Origin of the sequence: Pseudovibrio sp. Ad26, assembly GCF_001623285.1 — a bacterium.
Classification (GTDB): Bacteria; Pseudomonadota; Alphaproteobacteria; order Rhizobiales; family Stappiaceae; genus Pseudovibrio; species Pseudovibrio ascidiaceicola.
The window spans coordinates 1-20447 of sequence record NZ_LMCE01000049.1 but is presented as its reverse complement, the minus strand read 5'-3'; the positions used below and the strand labels follow the sequence as shown (position 1 = coordinate 20447).

Genomic DNA, 20447 nt, shown 5'->3' with positions numbered 1-20447 from the left:
GGGCAACCTAAACTGGTATAAATACTGCCTGATATATGTACCGCAGAAGGAATTCCTCTGAATGCCCTCGATCAGTCTGGCCGTCGTTGGTTTGGGAATGGCCGCAAAACCACATCTGGAAGCGCTTGACCTGCTGAGAAATCACGTGGAAGTCGCAGGTCTTTATACCCGAACAAAAACCAAGGCAGAGGCTGTCTCTAAGCAATACGGCTGGCCGTGCTTTGACAGCCCCGAGCAGATTGCCAATAATCCTGAGATTGATGCAGTCTTGCTGCTGACCCCGCCGGATCAACGACATGATCTGATTGAGTTGTTCTCCAGTGCAGGCAAGCACATCCTGACAGAAAAACCGCTGGAACGGACCTATGACGCTGCCGCAGAGCTGGTGGAACTCTGCGATTATGCAGGCGTGAAATACGGCGTGGTATTCCAACACAGGTTCCGCGAGGGTGCAAAGCAGCTGAGGACGTTGCTTTCTGAAGGGGCTTTGGGCGATATTCACCTGGTGCGGGCGAACATCCCATGGTGGCGAGATCAGGCCTATTATGATCAGGCAGGCCGTGGAACATATGCGCGGGACGGTGGAGGCGTGTTAATAACGCAAGCCATTCATGTGCTGGACCTGATGCTGAGCCTGACTGGTCCGGCAAAGTCTGTGCAAGCCATGTGTGCCACGACCTCCGCGCATAAGATGGAAGCGGAAGATTTTGCCACCGCTGGCATTGAGTTTTATAGCGGGGCTGTCGGGTCCATCATGGCAACAACGGCAACCTATCCGGATACAAAAGAAACGCTGGTGCTGGATGGCTCAAATGCATCTGCACATCTGGAAGGCAGCAAGCTGACAGTGACTTATCGTGACGGTTCCATCGATGTGTTTGGTGAGCGTAGCGGGACGAAGGATGGAACGGGCGGCGGCGCTAATCCCATGGCGTTTCCATGCGACTGGCACCGGGATCTTATTGACGATTTCGCCCTCAGTATCATTGAGCACCGCGACCCGAAAGTGACCGGCCATGACGCGCTGATGGTGCATGCGCTGATCGAAGCAATTGAGAACTCCTCGCGCACCGGGTCAAAGGTTGATGTGCGTGAGGCAGAGTTGTCGAAGGCCTATATATAACGGTTGGAAAGCGGCTTTAAGCCCTGCAGATAAAAAATGAGCAGGAGGCCGGACGAGGGCTCTCCTGCTCGGGTATTAGGCATAATCCGTGGGAGGTTTTAGCCTAAATTCTTTCGCGGTTTGATCAGACCTTGGCCCGCTTGCGCTGGCGATACTGATCAGCAACCACTGCAGCTACAATGATACCACCTTTCACGATGTCCTGGATGTAAGCATCAATACCAAGGAACGTGAAACCACTCATCATTGTACCCAGAATAATGGTTCCGATAACGGTGCCTGTGATGCGGCCAACGCCGCCTGCAAGGCTTGTTCCGCCAATAACAGCTGCAGCGATGGCGTCAAGCTCATATGCAAGGCCCATACCTGCCTGTCCACTGCCAGCTCGCGCTGCGGCAACCACACCGCCAAGACCAGCCAGCAAACCAGCAAGGGTGTACACTTTGATCAGGTGACGGCCAACGTTGATGCCGGAGACTTTTGCCGCCTGAACATTTGCACCAGTTGCATAGGTGAACTTGCCGTAACGGGTGAAACGCAGGGCAATGTGGAAGATAAACGCGGCCATCAGGAAGATGATCACCGGAATGGTGCCGGAACCCAGCCACATGTACTCTTCAGAAAGCAGGCTGATCGGCTGACCTTTGGTGTAGTAACGTGCCAGACCGCGCGCTGTTACCATCATGCCCAGAGTTGCGATAAACGGAGGGATGGCCGTGTAGGCTATCAACGATCCGTTTATGAACCCGGCTAAGGCCCCGACGGCGATACCAGCCAATACTGGTACGAGGAACGGCATGTCCGTGAACATTGGAAAGACGGCACGGGTATAGTCAGAGGTTTGCGCAAAACTGGCGGCAACCATGGCCGAAAGGGCAAGCACTGAGCCTGAGGACAGGTCAATACCGCCGGTGATGATCACCTGCGTCACGCCAATAGCCAGAAGGCCGATGATGGAAACCTGCAGAACCATGATCAGCAGGCGCTGTGGGTTAAACAGGAAGGTGTCACCCTTCACAATCCAGCCCAGAATTTCAAAAAAGACTGCAATGCCGATCAGTACGAGGAAGATGTTAGCCTCTACCGGCAGTTTTCGAGCTGGAGCATTTGTCTCAGCTACATCAGTTGCATTTGCCATCTGGCAAGTCCTTTCAATCTCTGCGTCGGGCGCTTAAAGCTGCCGCGCATGAAAACTCTTAGTTGGAAGCAAGGCGCATAACGCTGACCTGATCTGCTTCAGCTCGATCCAGAATTCCGGTGACATGTCCCTCATGCATCACCATCACGCGGTCACTCATGCCCAGCACCTCCGGCATCTCGGAGGAGATCATGAGAACAGCAACGCCCTCACCTGCCAGTTTGGTAATGAGCTTATGGATTTCAGCCTTGGCGCCCACGTCGATGCCGCGGGTTGGTTCATCCAGAATGAGGATGCGAGGTTTGGTCAGCAGCCAACGACCAATCAGAACCTTCTGCTGGTTGCCCCCAGACAGGTTCTCGATGCGCTCGTTCATACCCGGTGTTTTAACGCGAAGGGCTTCGCTCATTTCCGTGCACAGCTTGGAGACAGCGCTTTCGGCCACAAACCCGGCTTTCACATGATCCTGACTGAGAAGCGCGATCTGCATGTTCTCCTGAATGTCGAGCATCATGAACAGACCGGTGTCCTTGCGGTCCTCGGTCAGCAACGCCATACCATGACCCATGGCCTCTGCTGGCGTTTTGATCTCAACCGTCTCGCCGAACACGCTGATGCTGCCCCCCGTTGCCGGGGTCACGCCGTAGATGGTCTCTGCCACGTTGGTGCGACCTGAGCCCACCAGACCTGCAACGCCGAGAATTTCACCTGCACGCAGATCGAAGTTCACGTTCTCGAACACGCCGTCCAGACACAGATCCTTCACAGAAAGGACCACATCACCGATTGGCACTTCCTCTTTCGGGAACATCTGGGTGATTTCGCGGCCCACCATCATGCGGATGAGCTGATCACTGTCTAGATTGTTGGCAAGGTCGGTGCCGATGTATTTGCCATCGCGGAAGACGGACACATCATCAGCGATCTCGAAGACCTCGTCCATCTTATGAGTGATGTAGACGATGCCTTTTCCCTCTGCCTTCAGGCTCGCGATGATCTGGAACAGATGCTCAACTTCGCGGTCTGTCAGAGCCGATGTTGGCTCGTCCATGATCAGCACATCAGATTCATAGGAAATCGCTTTTGCAATCTCGACCATCTGACGGTTGGCGATGGACAGGTCACGAACTTCAGTTTCCGGATCCAGATTGATGTTCAGCCGGTCGAACAGCTTTTTAGTATTGTCACGCAGCGCTTTATGATCAACAAACCCGAGCTTCGTCAGCGGTTCTCTGCGGATCCAGATGTTTTCGGCAATTGTCATGAACGGCATCAGGTTGAGTTCCTGATGGATCATGGCAACGCCCTGTTCCAGCGCATCCAGCGGCGTGGTCATGTGGACTTGTTTGCCACCCAGACGAACTTCTCCGCGGTCTGGTTGATAGATGCCTGCAATAATTTTCATCAGGGTGGATTTGCCGGCCCCGTTTTCTCCCATGAGGGCATGAACTGTGCCGGGTCGGATGCGCAGGTTCACATCATCCAGTGCAACAACACCGGGGAACTCCTTGCGCACACTATCGACTTCTAGCAGGTATTTTTGTGGGGCTGCGGCACCCTTATTCTCACGTACCGCCTCTTGTGTGCTTAAACTCACAGTCCGTGAACTCCATTTATCTGCTGGCAGTGTGAGGGGCTTCCGGGTGCCTGGCCCGGAAGCTTGATCACTTGGAGGCTGGGCGCATCCCTGTCATTGGACAAAGCCAAGGGAATGGAACGCGCGCCAGAGCAAGGTGAAAGGCTCTAAAGCCTTCCGCTCAGCTGCTTACTTGTTGAGGAACTCGCCAAGGTTTGCTTTGTTTACCAGCTTGAATGGGATCCAAACGATGGTGTCCACTTTTTCGCCGCGAGCCAGCTTCAAAGCAGCTTTCACAGAGCCTGCGCCCTGGCCTTTAGCGTCCTGGAATACAGTTGCGAACATTTCGCCACGGTCCATGGAAACGAGTGCATCTGGAGTAGCATCAACACCAGCAACTGCGATGTCGCTGGACGCAATGCCAGCCTGCTTCATGGCGATCAGAGCGCCCAGAGCCATTTCGTCGTTGTTTGCAGCAACAGCGTCGATTTTGGTGCCGGAAACAATCCAGTTGTTCATCAGGTCGATTGCTTCAGAACGCTGGAAGTCAGCGGTCTGCTCTTCAACAACCTTGATGTCCGGGTAGCTGCCAAGAACTTCTTTAACGCCCTGTGTACGGCCACGTGTGCCGTTGGACGCCAGTTCGCCGAGCATGATGGCAACGTTGCCTTTGCCACCCATCTGCTTGGCCAGTTCTTCCATCTGCAAACGACCAGCAACAACTTCGTCAGAGCCCACGAATACAACCTTTTCAGGCAGTTCTTTGTCTTCTGGCTTACGGTTTACGTAAACAAGTGGAATGCCGGCACTGTTGGCCAGTTTGGTGATGCGTGGTGTTGCGGATGTATCAGCCGGGTTCACGATGATTGCGTCAACGCCCTGTGCAACAAAGTTTTGTACCTGGTCGATCTGCTTACCGATGTCACCGCGTGCGTCTTCAAACTGAATTTCAACGCCGTCAGCTTTGGCTGCTTCGTCACCCATCGCGTTGCGCAGGATGGTCAAGAAGTTATCATCAAAATAAGCCATTGAAACGCCGATGTTCTCAGCCATGACGCTGGTTGTCATCATTGCCGATGCAGCTAGAGCCAATAGAGTACGTTTCATTAGTTCCTCCTCCGTGCCGAAAATTGGCACTTCTCCCAAGATTATGCTGGCGCGGATCCCCATCTACGCCAAATTATTTAGCGAAATCAGTCGCCTGGTATGATCAGGCGGCGGTTGCCGCCTGTAATTCTTTTTTCAGGAAATCAAAGCTTGCCTGCGTGGCGTCCACCACGTTGTCAAGGGCATGCACAACTGGAGAAAATGGCTCCAGAGACACGTGGCCTGTGTACCCGTTGGCAAGCATGGTTTTGATCTGCGCTGCGTTGCCCAAACGGTCGGCTTTGCCCACCAACAGGCGGTGGTCATCCAACATTTGCGCGATGGAAAGGTCTGGATCTTCCACGCCGGAAATGTGCATGAGACCTGTCTGGTCCGCAAAGAACACGGTTTCTTCAGCCAGGTGATGATGGAACGTATCATGCACCAGCTTGAACACGCCCTCACCGTCCACATCGCGGATTGCGGCAACGGCGTCTGCCTTGAGGCGCAAGGAGCACTGCGGGAAGCCGAGAGGCTCAACCAGACCGGTGACACCGGCGGTTTCCAGCAGAGGCTTGAGTTCTTTCAGAGACTGACGCAGGTTTGCCGCCAGTTCATCATCGCTCTTGCCATAGTCATGGTCATTGACCGGGCACATGACGAGAGCTTTGGAACCACACCGCTCAGCAAAGCCGATGAGTTCGTTTGCCTCAGCAAGACGAGTATCTGACCACTCGTTAAAACGCTGAAGGGCATTGATGCTGATGATTTCGACGCTATGCTTTTCAGCGAGTGCTTTGACGTCTTCTGCTGGTGTTTTCTGCTCAAACGGATTGCCAGCAATGTCATTGCGGATTTCTACGGCATTGATCCCCATGGAGGCAGCCATGCCAAAAAACGCGTCCAGCGTCATTTGAGGTGCAAGCATATGGTTCAACGCGAAGTTGATGTTTCCCGACAAACGACTTCTCCCAATGTCCGATGTATAAACATCAATTTGATCTGCTAAAGATCATATGTAAGTACTGGTACCTGTCAATTTAGAGTCTGAAATTACATGTAAAATCGGGATGAGAGAACGAATATTCCATTATTTCAATATTTTGGAAGGTTTGCTCCCGTGAAGTCAAAATGTGAATTTCGGTGTCAAGATTGATCGTTTTGATGGCTTAACAATCAAAGGTGATATATATGAGGCGTGGCAGCTGGCAGAATCCGAGTGTGTTGGACATTGCAAACAAGGCAGGTGTTTCGACCGCTACAGTTGACCGTGTCCTCAATAAACGGGGTGGTGTTTCCAAGGTCAAAGTGGGGCTGGTTCACAAGGCACTGGTGGAGCTGAAAGAGCCCGAAGAGGTTGCCTTGGAAAAAGTTTCTCCAATAACCGTTGGGTTGCTGATGGATTCTGGAACGAGTTTTATTGAAGAGCTTATGGGACTGGTTGATCAGCGCTACGGGGATGATCCCAATGTGCGGTTCAAGTGCTTTTCTTCGCACACCAAAGACTTTGAGCCGAGTGTGTTTTCAGAGCGGATGATCTCCTGGGCAAGCAAATATGACGGCATTATTATTGCTGTGCGTGAACATCCCGCTATCACCCGCGCTATTGAAGAAATCAGCGAAACCGGAACGCCGGTGATCTGCCTGACAACAGACCAGCAAAGCCCTAAACACCTTGGTTACGTTGGGATGGATCAGATCGCGGCAGGCCTGTGTGCAGCCCAGTTGCTTGGTAAACTTTCTGGCGGCAAGGCAGGTGAGGTCTTCCTTGCAACCAGTGCCCACTATCACTGTCAGGAAGGGCGCGAGACTGGATTTCGGCGGTTGTTACGCAAGGACTACCCCAATATTACGATCTGCGAGATCATCAACTCCAACGATGATGCCGAAACCGTCTATAAGCTGATTAAAAGCCGACTGGATGAAGGCGTGACACCGCTTGGAATATATAATGTAGCAGGCGGAAATACGGGCATTGCAAAGGCAATTGGTGAGACGGGTTCGCCGATTACCTTTATCGGTCACGAGTTGAATAAGAACTCGCGCAAACTGCTTGAGAATGACCAGATGGACTTCGTGATTACACACGACATGGAAACCGAGCTGAAACGGTGCATAAAACTCATTAGACGGCAAAAAGATTTTCCTGATGGGATTCAACCTGAATACGAGCTTCTGCCACCTGTTTTGAAGACCCGCTTCAATATCTGATGTATTTATGATGCAGATATTTGGATGATATAGACTGTGATTTCATAAAATGGAATATATTTTCCATCATTCCAAGCGTGCAGATTACCGCGGGTTTTCGCAAAAATTCCGCGTTTTCCGCTTGTTACGCTCGTTTTGAGCCCGTTCACAGAGCGGCATCATGGCAGGGTGATCGGATAAGTTCGATCCGTAGTATCGCTATACGTAGTATTTCTGATGTTATTCACATCAAAAATGAGGTGTCCCCTCAGGCAACTTGGTTTGGTGCTGTGAATAATATGCGGACCACCCGATCTTGTTCCACGTTGGAATGAGTGAAGCTGCAAGAGTGACAGTTGTTTTGAAGAATGAGACTATGGTCATTCCTGTTACTGGATGTATGACATGGTCCGCCGTCGTCATCGACCTGACAATGACGCAGTAACAGCCCTCAATTCCCGCCAATTGCAAAGGTGGGGTCTTATTCCTTAGGCTCACTCAGCGATGATATGACGTATGCGTCATGGACTCACTTCATTTTATTTGCTAAACGTTCAACAATTAAAATGAGTGAATGTTGGTTGATTTGGAAAAGAAGAAGACACAGGCCGAACGACGGGAGGAATCCGAACGCAAGCTCTTTGATGCGCTGGTGAGCATCATCAATGCGGAAGGTGTTCAGATGGCGACCTGTGAGAGCATCGGCCTGAAAGCGGGGTATAGCCGCGGTCTTACTATTCAAAGACTTGGCAAGAAGGACGAGATGTTCGTCAAGCTGATCGACCGCATGGTGAGCGAGACCGAGGCACACGTTACCCAGCAGATTCCACCGGAGACAAACGCGAGGGAGGCGATCCGGCGGTATATCGACATTCACTTTGATGATTTGCAGAACAAGCCCAGCTATCAGGCTTATTTCGCGCTGATGGCTGGCAGCGTTACAGACTACGCTCTTTTAGGAGATGCGGTGAAACGCGCCCATGAGTTCGTAAAGCGGCTGCTTGTCTCCTATCTGGAGCGCGGCAAAGCGGAAGGCGCCTTTCCGCAGGATCTGGATTCAGCCATTCAGGCTGTTTCTATCGGAAGTTATTTGCTTGGGGTGGCGTTGCAGCAAAAGCTGCATCCAAGCCTCGATATCACCCTGCTGAAACCAGCAGCGTATTCGTTGATACCGTTATTGCCTGAAAAACAATAAGCGCCAGAAGCAGCGCACTATGAAGGGAACAGGCATCGCATTTTAAAACGCACAGCGCATCATTCGCGCTGTTCAACCTATGACTTGGGAGGGGAATATGGTTGGAACACATACTAGGGTACCGGCAGGTGCCATGAATTTTGATATGCTTGTGAACCATCTGCAGAAGGTGGACACTGGCATTCCATTGTTTAAAGACCTTGGCGGTCGCGCTTTCAGCAATCCGCAGTTTGCAAAGCGCACCCGTCAGTTTGCAAAGGGTCTGCAAGACCTTGGTCTTGAACCGGGTGCAAGGGTTGCCATTCTCAGCCTCAATTCCACCGAGTATGTGGAAGCGATGATCGGCACAATGATTGCGGGCATGATCTCTGTTCCGCTCAACATCCGCTGGTCTGCTGAAGAGATGCTTTACGCCATCGGCCACTCCAGCATGGAGGCCATCGTTTATGATGATACGTTCTCGCCTATGGTGGCGGCCATCAAAGAGCGTGCTGAAAGCCTGAAGTATTTCATTCATGTGGGTGAGAAGGAGAAACCGGAAGGCACCACAGCCTATGCGGATTGCCTGAGTGAGCCGATTGCGCTGGAGCTGGGCCGTGATGTAGAGACCGAGTGCTTCATGAGCTACACCGGCGGCACCACCGGGTTCCCGAAAGGCGTGGTGCACACTCACAGTTCTATGCTCGCCAGTGCCAATCTTGTTGCTGCCAATGGCGTTCCTTACCATGACCGTCCTGCGCTTCTGGTCATGCCGCTGTTTCACCTTTCTGGTTATGGCCTGCTGCTGGCTCGCCTCATCCAGAACAAGCCGTCTCTGGTTGTACCCATGTTCCGTCCGGATATTGTGGTCGCTGCGGTTAAGAACTTCGACGTTTCGTCCTTCCTCATGGCGCCAGCCATGTTCCAGATGCTGATGCATGCTCCAGAGTTTAACTCTGAAGACTTTTTGCGTGTGTCACAGCTTTATTACGGCGCCTCGCCTATTTCTGAGGCCCTGCTGAAGCTGATTCAGGAGAATTTCCCAAAGACCGATCTCATGCAGGTTTACGGAATGACAGAGGCTGGAGCGGCGACGTTCCTTGCAAAGCAATTTCACGAAGGCGAACTCATGCGCTTTGGTGCCGCGGGGCAGGCCGCCTCGCCGCTCATCCAACTGCGCATTGAAGATGAGGACGGCTATGAACTACCAACCAACACGATTGGTGAGGTGGTGCTGTATTCTCCAGCTGTCATGAAACGCTATTACAATGCTCCTGACCAGACCGCAGCTGTGATGCGCAATGGTGGCTATCGCACAGGCGACGTCGGCATGGTGGATGAAATGGGCATCCTCTCGCTGAAAGACCGGCTCAAGGACATGATCATTACAGGTGCAGAGAATGTTTACACCGCTGAGGTGGAAAGCGCGATCTCCATGCACCCGGATGTCTCCATGGTGGCCGTGATCGGCATTCCTGATGAAACCTATGGTGAGGCCGTGCATGCGGTGATCGTGCCGAAGGAAGGCAAAGAGCCAACTTTTGAGGAAATCCGAGCCCACACAAAAGAACGCATTGCTGGCTATAAATGCCCGCGCTCCATGTCGTTGGTGGAAGAGCTGCCGCTCTCTGCCATGAACAAAGTTTTGAAGAACAAACTCCGCGAGCCGTTCTGGGAAGATCAGAACCGCGAGATTGCTTGAGTTTAACCGGGGCGACACGGTTGCCCCGGTGCTTAACCCCTTATTTGTCCATAAGACACGGTAGAAACACATGGCGACGACAGCATACGTTTATGATGCGATCCGCACTCCGCGTTCCAAAGGAAAGCCGGATGGATCTCTCAACGAAGTCAAACCAATCAATCTGGTGACGACCCTTCTCTCTGAAATGCAGGGCCGGTATGACCTCGACACCTCCCGCGTGGATGATGTCGTCATGGGCTGCGTGACACCAGTTCGTGAACAAGGTGCGGTTCTGCCAAAGATCGCCCTGCAAAAAGCGGGCTGGGATCAGTCCGTGGCCGGCGCACAGGTCAACCGCTTTTGTGCTTCCGGCCTGGACACCTTCAACTCCGCAGCTGCGCGTATTGCGTCTGGTTGGGAAGATATGATCTGCGCTGGCGGCTATGAAAGTATGAGCCGCGTGCCTATGGGGACTGATGGCGGCCCGTTCAGCGAAGACCCGGAAACCGTGCTCGCCACTGGCTTCGTACCGCAAGGCATCGGTGCTGACCTGATTGCCACTATTGAGGGCTGGAGCCGGGATGATGTGGATGCAGCAGCTGTCGCCAGTCAGCAGCGGGCAGCGCACGCACGCGATAACGGCTGGTTCGACAAGTCCGTTGTGCCGGTCAAAGACGAGAACGGCATCATCGTTTTAGAAAAAGACGACTTCATCAAGCCGAAAACAGACATGCAGACCCTCGGCTCCCTGCGTGCAAGCTTTGAAAAGCACGGGGCAATGGGCTTTGATGCTGTTGCTCTGGCGCGCTATCCAGAAGTTGAAAAAATCAACCACGTCCACACTCCAGGCAACTCTTCCGGCATCGTGGATGGGGCCTCGCTGATTCTGCTCGGCAGTGAGCAGGCCGGTAAGGACATGGGTCTGACACCTCGCGCCCGCGTGCTGTCAGTTGCTGTGACGGCATCTGACCCAACCATCATGCTCACCGGACCGGGACCAGCTTCCAAGAAGGCACTCGCCAAGGCTGGCCTGACCATTGACGATATTGATCTGGTTGAGATCAATGAGGCTTTTGCCTCTGTCATGATGCGTCTGCAGAAGGACCTCAATGTGCCGGACGAGAAGCTGAACGTGGTTGGCGGGGCGATCGCTATGGGTCACCCACTGGGCGCAACCGGCGGCATGCTGGTGTCCACCATGATTGATGAGCTGGAACGCCGGAACCAGAAGCGTGCCTTGATCACCATGTGTGTTGGTGGCGGCATGGGCATCGCGTCCATCGTTGAGCGCGTATAACGGGGAAGACCATGTCTGAATACACTTACGAAAAAGACGCCAGCGGCATTGTTACAATCACGTTTGACACAGCTGGCAAGTCCGCAAACACCATGACCCGTGCCTGGTTTGAAGGCATGAAAGAGCTGATGGCTAAGCTGTCCGTCGAAGATGGCCTTTCCGGTGTTATCATCGCCTCTGCCAAGAAGACCTTCTTTGCGGGCGGTGATCTGGAAGAGATGCTCCACGGCAGTATGGACCCGGAAGACATCTTCGCCTACGTGGAAGAGATGAAAGCCCCGTTGCGCCAGCTGGAAAAGCTGCCAGTGCCTGTGGTTGCGGCCATCAATGGAGCAGCGCTAGGCGGCGGGTTTGAGATCTGTCTTGCCTGTAATCACCGCATCTTGCTCAACTCTCCAAAGGCTGTTGTTGGCCTGCCGGAGGCGACACTCGGCCTGTTGCCCGGCGCTGGTGGCGTTGTCCGCCTCACCGCAAAGCTGGGTCTGGAAGCAGCCCTGCCACTGCTGGCAGAAGGCAAGCAGCTGCGTCAGGAAAAGGCGCTGAAAGCGGGTCTGGTTGAAGAGCTGGTTGATACGCCGGAAGAGCTGATCCCAGCTGCAAAGGCATGGATCAAAGCCAACCCTGAGGCCGCTGTTCAGCCGTGGGATCAAAAAGGCTTCCGCTATCCAGGTGGTAATGCGGAAAGCGCCAATGTACGCATGGTGGCCGCGATGGCACCAACCATGCTTTACAACAAAACGCGTGGTCTGATGCCCGCACCTGAAAAGGTGATGGACATTGCCGTCAACTCCATGCGCATGGGCTTTGACAGCGCGCTGCGCAATGAAAGCCGTGGCTTTGCTGCTCTGCTGCGCTCTACTGAGGCCCGTGCAGCGATCACCACGTTCTTCTTCGGCATGCAGGCGATCAAGTCCGGCAAGGTTCGCCCGCAAGGGGATGCCTGGAAGGCAGGCAGCTCAGCAATCCTCGGCGCAGGTATGATGGGCTCGGGCATTGCATGGGCACATGCAAGCCGTGGTCTGCCAACCACACTCAAGGACATGAGCCTTGAGAATGCGGAAAAAGGGAAGGATTATTCTGCAGGGCTGGCAGATAAAGCCATCAAAAGGGGTCGCATGGATGAGGCGAAGAAGGAAGCTCTTCTTGGCTGCATCACTCCAACAGATAGCGATGAGACTTTTGCTGGCACCGATATCATCATCGAGGCGGTGTTTGAGGATATCTCTTTGAAAGAGAAGGTTATCCCGGAAACCTACAAGCAGCTTTCTGATACCGGTATATATGGCTCGAACACATCAACCCTGCCGATCTCCATTCTGGCGGAAAGCTGTCCCGATCCGACCCGTTTCATTGGCCTGCACTTCTTCTCTCCAGTCGATAAAATGAAGATTGTTGAGATCATTGTCGGCGACAAAACCAGTGAAGAGACCCTGCGCAAGGCCTATGACTATGTGCAGCAGATCGGCTACCTGCCAATTGTGGTGAATGACAAGCGTGGCTTCTTCACCAGCCGTGTGTTCGGCACCTATCTGGATGAAGGTCTGGCTCTGATGCGTGATGGCATGAGCCCGGTTGCTATTGAGCGGGCTGCGTGGAAAATCGGCATGCCGGTTGGTCCGCTCGCCGTACATGATGAAGTCTCCATGGTGCTCACCAAGAAGATCCACGAGACCCACATCGCGCTTGATAAACGCCTCGGTGTTGAAGATGGTTTCCCGGCAGATGACAGCTCCAACGTGAAGGTTGGTCAGGCGATGGTGAACATGGGCCGTGGTGGCCGTCATTATGGCGGTGGCTTCTACGAGTATGCTGGTGATGGTTCCAAGAAACTCTGGGATGGTCTTTCCCAGTTCAAGGAGCAGGACTTGAGCATCTCCATGCAAGATGCAGAAGATCGCATGATGTATCGTCAGGCCATCGAGACCCTGCGCTGTCTGGATGAAGGCGTGCTACGCACCGAGGTGGAAGCAAACATCGGTTCCATCTTCGCCATCGGCTTCCCAGCGCACACGGGCGGTGCCTTACAGTTCATCCACGGCATCGGCCTTGAAGCGTTCAAAAAACGCGCTGATGAGCTGGCAGCTGCATATGGCCCACGCTTTAAAGTCACCGATTCAGCTCTTGATAAACTGCGCAGCGAAAAACTCGCTGCTGCCTGAGCCTAAGCCGACTTAGCTACAAACCCGCGAAGCTATCGTTTCGCGGGCTTTTTTGTGTGCGGCTGCCTGCCTTTACACCGCACTTCACATCCGCATTGATAAAAATACGACATACTCTTCAGGTTAACTTCAGGCTCGCAGGGAAGAAGGGCGTTGGAGGTGGAGAGAGTGTTTAAGTGGTGCTGAGCTGCCGGAAGTTTCCTTCAATGCGTTCCCGCTGTTTCTGCACGCAAGGCCCTCTTATCTCACCATAAGAAAAAGCGAAGTAACCTGATTATGAGGCAGCTGATGATTGACAGAGCCGTCACACCAGCCCGTGTTGCCATTATTGTTTTCATTATAGTTTTTGCTGCAACGCTTGTCCGGCTCTACGGGGCCGCCATGTTGGGGCTGGGTGTTGATGAAAGCTATATGGTTGTCATGGCCCGGTATCCGTCTCTCAGCTATTTCGACCACCCGCCGCTGACCTTCTGGATAGTCCATGCGACGGCTTGGCTGACAGGATCTGAGGCAGGTTTTGTGCTCCGCGCGCCCTTCATCGCCATGTCTGTTATCTCGACCCTGTTGCTGTACCAGTTGACCGCCCGCTTTTATGGCGCGAAAGCTGGTGTCTGGGCGATTGCGTGGTTCTCCATCTCGCCGTTCTTTCTCCTCTCCGCAGGCAGCTGGGTGGTTCCCGACGGGCCGATGATGATCTTTCTGTTGATCGCGGCCAGCCTGCTAACACCGCTTTTGAACCCCAACACACGCCACATAAGCGATGCCCGCTGGAGCGCTGTTGGACTGGCGTTTGGTTTGGCTCTGCTCTCCAAGTACATGGCAGTTTTGACTGGAGTGAGTGCCTTGCTGTTCCTGCTCACGGACAGGAAACTCCGCCCTCTCCTCCGTACCCGTGGCCCTTACATCGCCAATGCCGTTGCTCTTCTGGTCTTCAGCCCTGTCATTTGGTGGAATGCCACGAACGGTTGGCAGTCATTCGGGTTCCAGCTGTCCCGCTCTGTGACCTCCGCCGGTTTTGATCTTCCCGTCCACCTCCTCAATACTGGGCGCATGCTTCTGGGACAGCTGGCCTATCTGCAGCCCGTGACACTGATCGTGGGCCTGTGGCTTGTGGTACGGTTCTTCCGTACTGGTGAGAAAACAGTGTCTGGCCGGTACTTCCTGTGCCTTGCAATTGTGCCGATCATCGTGTTCAACGTAGTGGCTCTGCTTTCCCGAAACACGCTGCCCCATTGGCCCATGGCCGGATACTTGTTCCTCTTCCCGCTTTTGGGTAGTTGGTTTGCCAAGCTGAAGTCGTCGAGCGTTGTCCTTGCCAAACGCGCGTTCACGGCCTCAGCCGCGCTTATCCTGATCGTCGTGGTGCTGGGAGGGCTGCATTTTAAAACGGGGCTGCTGACACGACCACTCGGCTCTCCTCCACCGCGTTGGGACGAGACCATTCGTGCCATGGATTGGTTTGATGCAAAGGACGCTTTGATCAGTCGCGGTCTGCTGCAGAAAAGCGAACCAACGCAGCTTTACACGCTTAACTGGATCGATGGCGCCAAGATATCCTATGCCCTTGGCAGGCTGGCGGATGTGCGCGTGCTAGGTAGCGATCCCCGCCACTTCGGGATCCTGCCGAAGCTGGCCCCGGAGAGCGATGTGCTCGTTGCAGGTCTGCTACCCTACGATGACTGGGAAACGCGCTTGAACCGTGTTCGCGCGTCCCTTGCTGGCTCATTCTGTGACATCAGCCAGTACGAGCCGATCACGATCAATCGAGGCGGCGTCCCCTATCGGGCACTCTTCCTACTCTCTGCCTCTTCTTGCTGAGATGGTGGGCTCTCTTCAGGTTTCTCTGGCTTATAATCCTTGTTGGTGAGGGCTTGATAGAACGGCTTGCTCCGAAGCATCTTTCGGTTCTCTTCGAGCTGGTCTTCGTCGTCCACGCCAACACCACGAGAGCCTTCTTCATTGCGGAAGGTTGCAAAGCTCAGGCCTTCGAGACCGGCATCGGAATCCGGGTTCTTGCCCGGTTGAATTCCAGCGGCTGCCAGTTCCTGTTCCAGCAGTTTCAGGAAGAAGCCGAAGTCTTCAGCGCCATCAGGATAGCTGGTGTCCTTGGCATACGGATAAAGCGTGATCTGCGCGCCCTGGGTGACCCGATCAAAATACGCTTTTTGCTCTGCTAACTTGGCTTTGGCCTCAGGCGTGTCAGCGGAATACTGCTTCTCATCATCTTTAAATGCCTCCACCGCTCCGTCCATATTGGTGACTTTAAACGAAAGGAAGGGATTATCTGGCGAGAGCAAAAGCGGTGTCAGGATGTTTCCGGCTTGTGCCAGTTGATCCATCTGGACACTCAAATGGATCTTGTTTCCGGCTTTCTCGTATTCGCCGCTATCAAGAACAGGCTTGCCATCCTCGCCCAGAGGCTCAAACTGGGTAAAGATTCCATCACGGTCAGCATTGTTGATCCGGTGGTCGGGGTTTTTGAGTAACGCTCTTTGAGCCGCTATCTTCTCCCTGCTCCGTGCGTACTCTTCTTTATCTGTGTACGGGATCTTACGCTGCTCCTCATACAATCTATTCAGTTCAGTGAGTATTTCTTGAGCACCTGCCACTGAGTTATCGCCGGTATAAGCTTGAACCGTGATTTCCTTGCGCGGCTTTTGAGTTTCCTTTGACGGTATTTCCTTGAGCGTCAGCTCCAGCATTTCCAGATAGCCTTGTATTGTCAGAAAGGTATCCCGGCTGGCTTTGATTTCACCAGCTTTCAGCTGAGCCTCTGCTTTATCGACATTGGTTTGAACGAGCCCCGCCAACCGTGGAGCCTCTCTTTGCCGATTTTCGGAAAAGCCTTCCAGATCGAAGCTGTTGAGGAACTTTAAACGGGCTCTGATATCTGCCAATTCTTGTTTTCGCTGCACCAGCACACAAGCGGAGGCGACACCACGGGCGTAGGTCTTTTCGATTTCCTTCATGGTAAGACTGACATTGTCGAGAGTATCTTCTACTGCATCGACATTCTGCTGCTTGTTCAGGTCATTGGCTTTTTCCAGAAGTTGTGCGGTGGATTTGACGTAGTTATCGAAGATTTCCAGATCGCGCACGTCCTTGAAGATGTTCCGACGCTTTTTATAGACCTCGAACTTGGTACTTGCTTTCTTAATTTGTGGCGTGAGATCCGGAATCTGAGGCTCTGGGGGAGCGGTCTCATCCGCGTTTACATCTGGTTCCAGTGACACGCCGTTGCCAGAAGGGCCATCAGTATGATCCGTGTTTTCGCCGTTTGGATGGCCTTGTGTGTTCGGGTCCTCCTGCTTGATGTGCAGGATATCTGACATGGAGTGGATCCACGCTTCTGATTTCGGATCGCTGGTCGTTTTCTCTGCGTCACTCTTTTTTTTCTGAGGCATCCATAGGCTCCGCTTCACATCTGGAACACTGCTATTTTGGAGTATTCCGCAGGTTTCCCCTATATCAGCGTGATTTCAGGGCGAATGCGACGTCAACAGAACAGATAAAATCTCAGGCTAGTTGCTCGCCATCAGGAGTGACTTGCATAAACCCGTTATACTCCAAACTCTTACAGGCGAAGCCACGTAGGTTAGGGTGAGGATTGCTGTAAAACTGGTTCTAAACATTTATGCGTAATTGGATCTTATGAAGTTCCACTTGGGTACCTAATGTGCCGGTGAGCAGTAACCATCGCTCATATCTGTGTGATGTGAGGAGATGTGCTGCTGAACCTGTTTGATTTGAGGTGCCCTGCGTATGTCTCGCACTCTGACATTTGTCGTTTATTTATCTGCCGTGCTTTTGCAAGCCGGAGCCTATGGACTGACCTTTATGCTCCCACGGCTGTTTGCCGGGTTTGGGGCGGATGAAAAAGCCGTCGGCCTCGTGCTGTTGGTGGCAACCGTTTCCACGCTGATTGCTGTCTTCTTCTCCGGTCACCTGTCCGACTGGTTTGGCCGTGTGGTGACGCTTGCTCTGGCATGTCTGGCTATAGCGGGCGCCCTGGCACTGTTTGCACTGGCTGATGGAGTGAACGCCACAGTGATAATCGCCAGCCTGCTATTAGGTGCAGGATGGGGCCTCACCTATGCGCTGGCACCTGTGGTATTGACCCGGCTTGTAACGGCAGACGAACGCATCCGCTACTTTGCGCTCCATTCTGTGGTGTTAATGGCAGGCTTCGGCCTCTCCCCCGTGATGGCCTCGCAGATTGAAGCCGCGGGCGGGACTATTGCCGATGCGTTTTTGATCACCGCCGGGCTCTGCGTTCTCAGCGCGCTCTTGTTTGCAGCGTTGGTCAGGCCTGTACAACGACACGCCATCAACCCAGGGCCCGAGGCGAAATCGCGGCTGAGCATCCGTTATGTTGGTGTGATCTTGCAAGGCAGAGCCCTCCTGCCGATCATCATGGTCTGCCTTGGGGCCAGCGTGTTTGCGGGCATGAACAACTTCCAGACCGTGTTTGCCGATGCTCGGGGGCTGGACTACGCCCACTTCTTCCTTGCCTACACCATTACCGTGGTGATTTGCCGTGTGGCGCTGGCAAAGTTCAAGGGCGGTGCGCAGCCGTATCTCACCATCTCAGCACTGCAATACGTGATGGCTGGCAGCGTGCTGCTCTTTGCGCTGTCCGGCGCAAATGTGCCCGCCTACATCGTCGTGGCGATCCTGTTTGGCATTGGCTACGGCGCGTCCTATCCCGTGCTGGCAGCAATGGCGGCGAATGATGCGCAGGAGGATCTGGTGCCGCAAACCCTGCAGCTGTTCGCGTTGACCTACTTCATCGGCATCTTCGGCTTTCCGCTCATCGCAGGCTGGATGATTGTGGAACTGGGCACTGGCCCCCTGCTCTACCTCATTTTTGCCCTTGCCGCTCTGGAGGCCACCATGGCCCTGCACCGTGCGCAAAGCGATCAGGCATCCCTTGCTCTTGCGCCCGATAAGTCGGCTTAACCAGGTTGACCTCATGAAATAAAAACAGCTCGCGCTGGAGGCTTGGCGAGCTGTTTTGAAGCAAATGACTTAGAGTATAGTTCAATCTAAGGTTCATCTCTGCTTGATATAGATTTCAAGTATAAATACAATAAGTTACGAAATATCCATTCTAATATTCTCTTCCCCCCATAACAGTTAAAACACAGCAGAACCTCATTTCGGCTTACCCAAACCACTTGCTCAATGACCCGTCAGCTGAGATGAATAATCTCAACAAGGGGCCACAAAAAACATAGTGTTTGTTTTGAAATGTGATCAGCTTGGCACTCAGATTAAAAGGAACGCGACCCACCAACCATTCCCCAAATGGGGGCTTGCAGAAGAAAAAGAGCACGCCTCCGAAAGCTACTCAACGAGTTCTGGTTGTTCGATTAATAAGACTGCTCTGCTCGCGTTACTCTGCATAAGCTAGGCACCACCTAAATCCTGTTTGATATTTATTGTCACTACGCTACGGTAACTCTATCGAATATTTAGAGAATCATTGCTGTTTACATATTTAGAGGCATGGAAAAGAATTTTGAACTCTTTCTCACTCAGCTGTATGAGGCTGTAGAGCACCCTGATCTGTTTGAGCGCGCCCTCACCACGGCTAGCGACATGTTGGGAACCTCTGGCGTTCACCTTTACACGTATGATGCAGCAAAACCCGAGGAGCGCCTCAACTATGTGGCGCGTATCGATACCGCATTCGAGCTTGAATACACCACAGACTACTTCCCCCATGATTACCGAATAGAGCGGGTTCACAAATCTCCCTATGGACAGGTGATAACCGACGCGGAGATAACGACGGAGCATGGGTTGAAAACCAACCCGGTCCACCAACTGCTCCCCAAATATGAGGTCTATGACCTTATGGGGACGAACCTGACCAAGGGCGATAACTTCGGCTGGTTTGGTGTGTCTTCCCTCAGGGCCGGAGATGGCTTCACACCTTTGCAACGGAAGATGTTTGAGCGCATGATACCGCATGCCAGCCGGGCTCTGCATTATCGGCAAAGGGTCAAGAGCCTTGAGATGAAGCTGTCGTTGCAAGACCGCGTTGCCGCAGAGCTGCCATTTGGCCTCATCGTCTTTTCACAGCATACCATCAGTTCCATCAATCCAGAGGCTCTTGAGATTCTGGAGCACGGGTTTTTGAAGCTGAAGAAAGCAGGCCTTGCTTGTGCTGAGCGTAAGCACAACAGAAAACTGGCAGAGGCGCATGTCAGCGCCCTTCACGGTGGCCTGCCCCTGTTGAAGCTGACGGATGAGCGATCCAGCATAACCTATCTGATCCAGATGTTTAACCCAAAACCACAGGCGGCTGGCGGAGCTGTAGAGGCCGCGCAGTATCTGGCGGTGAAGATCATGATGACGGGTACCACGGAGCAGGCAGATCGTGCTGTGCTGGAGAACATGGCAGATGCCTTCCGGCTCTCAAAAGCTGAGACAAATGTGATCTGCGCCGTCCTCTCCAACCAGTCCCTGCAAGCCTATTCAACCAGCCGCTCCGTCCGGCTCGACACCGTCCGCAAACAACTCAGAAGCGCCCTTTACAAAATGAACATCAACTCCCAAAAACAACTCTTCCAGCTTTATGAAGTGTTTCGATCCTTCTCGCGGTGAGTTGTGCGAACTGTGCGGTGCGTTTCGCATTGTGCGTGCTAATCTGTGTTTATCTTCAACTCGTTTAGTACACGAAGGGAGCAGCTGAGCGTGTAGGCACTACAAGCATTTCATGTTACTTGTAGCAGGCCTTAAATCCAGAGTTGTAGATGTCATTTAATAATTTAAGTTTCCAGGCCTCCTGGAGAGAGTATCAAGAGCGTGTTCTCGCTGAGTTAGATACCCATCTGGATGATGACCACTTGCATATTGTTGCAGCTCCGGGATCAGGGAAGACTATCCTTGGATTGGAGGTCATGAGGCGAGTAGGCCAGCCTGCGTTAATTCTTGCCCCGACGATTACGATCCGCAATCAATGGATAGAACGCCTCACATCCTTGTTTTTGCCAGAGGATGAAGAGCGGCCTG

The 20447-nt window shown here is 53.2% G+C and carries 15 protein-coding genes; 10 read left to right on the top strand and 5 right to left on the bottom strand.

The annotated features are described in order from the left end of the window. Positions 1 to 61: 61 nt before the first annotated feature. Positions 62 to 1123, top strand: coding sequence for a Gfo/Idh/MocA family oxidoreductase (locus tag PsAD26_RS09085; protein WP_063310137.1), 1062 nt, complete (start codon positions 62 to 64; stop codon positions 1121 to 1123). Positions 1124 to 1247: 124 nt separating this feature from the next. On the opposite strand, the gene PsAD26_RS09080 is transcribed toward PsAD26_RS09085, so the two are convergent. The 4 genes from PsAD26_RS09080 to PsAD26_RS09065 all read right to left on the bottom strand — a co-directional run bounded on the left by PsAD26_RS09080 (position 1248) and on the right by PsAD26_RS09065 (position 5851). Then, entirely contained in the window at positions 1248 to 2261 is a 1014-nt protein-coding gene (locus tag PsAD26_RS09080) for an ABC transporter permease (RefSeq protein WP_063287512.1), read from the bottom strand. A 58-nt stretch (positions 2262 to 2319) separates the two neighbouring features. Further along, positions 2320 to 3858, bottom strand: coding sequence for a sugar ABC transporter ATP-binding protein (locus tag PsAD26_RS09075; RefSeq protein WP_063310136.1), 1539 nt, complete (start codon positions 3856 to 3858; stop codon positions 2320 to 2322). A gap of 168 nt (positions 3859 to 4026) precedes the next feature. Further along, positions 4027 to 4944 carry a sugar ABC transporter substrate-binding protein gene (locus PsAD26_RS09070; protein WP_063287514.1) on the bottom strand — a complete coding sequence of 306 codons (918 nt, stop codon included), beginning with the start codon at positions 4942 to 4944 and terminating at the stop codon, positions 4027 to 4029. 103 nt (positions 4945 to 5047) lie between these two features. Next, positions 5048 to 5851, bottom strand: coding sequence for a TIM barrel protein (locus PsAD26_RS09065; protein ID WP_063310135.1), 804 nt, complete (start codon positions 5849 to 5851; stop codon positions 5048 to 5050). Between the two features lie 263 nt (positions 5852 to 6114). Between PsAD26_RS09065 and PsAD26_RS09060 the strand changes: the two genes are divergently transcribed. The 6 genes from PsAD26_RS09060 (at position 6115) to PsAD26_RS09035 (ending at position 15245) form a co-directional block, all read left to right on the top strand. Continuing rightward, positions 6115 to 7134 carry a LacI family DNA-binding transcriptional regulator gene (locus tag PsAD26_RS09060; protein ID WP_208985596.1) on the top strand — a complete coding sequence of 340 codons (1020 nt, stop codon included), beginning with the start codon at positions 6115 to 6117 and terminating at the stop codon, positions 7132 to 7134. Between the two features lie 553 nt (positions 7135 to 7687). Then, a complete protein-coding gene (locus PsAD26_RS09055; protein ID WP_208985595.1) occupies positions 7688 to 8308 on the top strand; it encodes a TetR/AcrR family transcriptional regulator in 621 nt (206 codons plus the stop codon). Between the two features lie 133 nt (positions 8309 to 8441). Beyond that, positions 8442 to 9989, top strand: a complete 1548-nt coding sequence (locus tag PsAD26_RS09050) for an AMP-binding protein (RefSeq protein WP_208985594.1) — start codon at positions 8442 to 8444, stop codon at positions 9987 to 9989. A gap of 70 nt (positions 9990 to 10059) precedes the next feature. Continuing rightward, positions 10060 to 11268 (top strand): acetyl-CoA C-acetyltransferase, encoded by a 1209-nt coding sequence (locus tag PsAD26_RS09045; RefSeq protein ID WP_063310133.1) that lies wholly within the window; start codon positions 10060 to 10062, stop codon positions 11266 to 11268. Positions 11269 to 11279: 11 nt separating this feature from the next. Beyond that, entirely contained in the window at positions 11280 to 13427 is a 2148-nt protein-coding gene (locus tag PsAD26_RS09040) for a 3-hydroxyacyl-CoA dehydrogenase NAD-binding domain-containing protein (RefSeq protein ID WP_063310132.1), read from the top strand. Positions 13428 to 13715: 288 nt separating this feature from the next. Then, positions 13716 to 15245 carry a glycosyltransferase family 39 protein gene (locus PsAD26_RS09035; RefSeq protein ID WP_063310131.1) on the top strand — a complete coding sequence of 510 codons (1530 nt, stop codon included), beginning with the start codon at positions 13716 to 13718 and terminating at the stop codon, positions 15243 to 15245. Here PsAD26_RS09035 and PsAD26_RS09030 read toward each other — a convergent pair. Continuing rightward, complete coding sequence (locus PsAD26_RS09030; RefSeq protein WP_063310130.1) at positions 15206 to 16831, bottom strand: virulence protein; 1626 nt, start codon at positions 16829 to 16831, stop codon at positions 15206 to 15208. The two genes, PsAD26_RS09035 and PsAD26_RS09030, sit on opposite strands and share 40 nt — an antisense overlap. Positions 16832 to 17189: 358 nt before the next feature. Between PsAD26_RS09030 and PsAD26_RS09025 the strand changes: the two genes are divergently transcribed. The 3 genes from PsAD26_RS09025 to PsAD26_RS09015 form a co-directional block, all read left to right on the top strand. Then, complete coding sequence (locus PsAD26_RS09025; protein ID WP_063310129.1) at positions 17190 to 18386, top strand: MFS transporter; 1197 nt, start codon at positions 17190 to 17192, stop codon at positions 18384 to 18386. A 549-nt stretch (positions 18387 to 18935) separates the two neighbouring features. Beyond that, on the top strand, positions 18936 to 20039 hold the full coding sequence (locus PsAD26_RS09020) for a hypothetical protein (RefSeq protein WP_063310128.1): 1104 nt from the start codon (positions 18936 to 18938) through the stop codon (positions 20037 to 20039). A gap of 149 nt (positions 20040 to 20188) precedes the next feature. Then, the coding region (locus tag PsAD26_RS09015) for a DEAD/DEAH box helicase family protein (protein ID WP_153041477.1) at positions 20189 to 20447 on the top strand (259 nt) is incomplete at its 3' end.

Bases quoted from the DNA above. Each gene is read 5' to 3' on its own strand.
- PsAD26_RS09020 (WP_063310128.1), top strand. From the start codon at position 18,936: ATGGAAAAGAATTTTGAACTCTTTCTCACTCAGCTGTATGAGGCTGTA.
- PsAD26_RS09045 (WP_063310133.1), top strand. From the start codon at position 10,060: ATGGCGACGACAGCATACGTTTATGATGCGATCCGCACTCCGCGTTCC.
- PsAD26_RS09080 (WP_063287512.1), bottom strand. From the start codon at position 2,261: ATGGCAAATGCAACTGATGTAGCTGAGACAAATGCTCCAGCTCGAAAA.
- PsAD26_RS09050 (WP_208985594.1), top strand. From the start codon at position 8,442: ATGAATTTTGATATGCTTGTGAACCATCTGCAGAAGGTGGACACTGGC.
- PsAD26_RS09065 (WP_063310135.1), bottom strand. From the start codon at position 5,851: ATGCTTGCACCTCAAATGACGCTGGACGCGTTTTTTGGCATGGCTGCC.
- PsAD26_RS09085 (WP_063310137.1), top strand. From the start codon at position 62: ATGCCCTCGATCAGTCTGGCCGTCGTTGGTTTGGGAATGGCCGCAAAA.
- PsAD26_RS09035 (WP_063310131.1), top strand. From the start codon at position 13,716: ATGATTGACAGAGCCGTCACACCAGCCCGTGTTGCCATTATTGTTTTC.
- PsAD26_RS09040 (WP_063310132.1), top strand. From the start codon at position 11,280: ATGTCTGAATACACTTACGAAAAAGACGCCAGCGGCATTGTTACAATC.
- PsAD26_RS09070 (WP_063287514.1), bottom strand. From the start codon at position 4,944: ATGAAACGTACTCTATTGGCTCTAGCTGCATCGGCAATGATGACAACC.
- PsAD26_RS09025 (WP_063310129.1), top strand. From the start codon at position 17,190: ATGTCTCGCACTCTGACATTTGTCGTTTATTTATCTGCCGTGCTTTTG.
- PsAD26_RS09055 (WP_208985595.1), top strand. From the start codon at position 7,688: ATGTTGGTTGATTTGGAAAAGAAGAAGACACAGGCCGAACGACGGGAG.
- PsAD26_RS09030 (WP_063310130.1), bottom strand. From the start codon at position 16,831: ATGCCTCAGAAAAAAAAGAGTGACGCAGAGAAAACGACCAGCGATCCG.
- PsAD26_RS09060 (WP_208985596.1), top strand. From the start codon at position 6,115: ATGAGGCGTGGCAGCTGGCAGAATCCGAGTGTGTTGGACATTGCAAAC.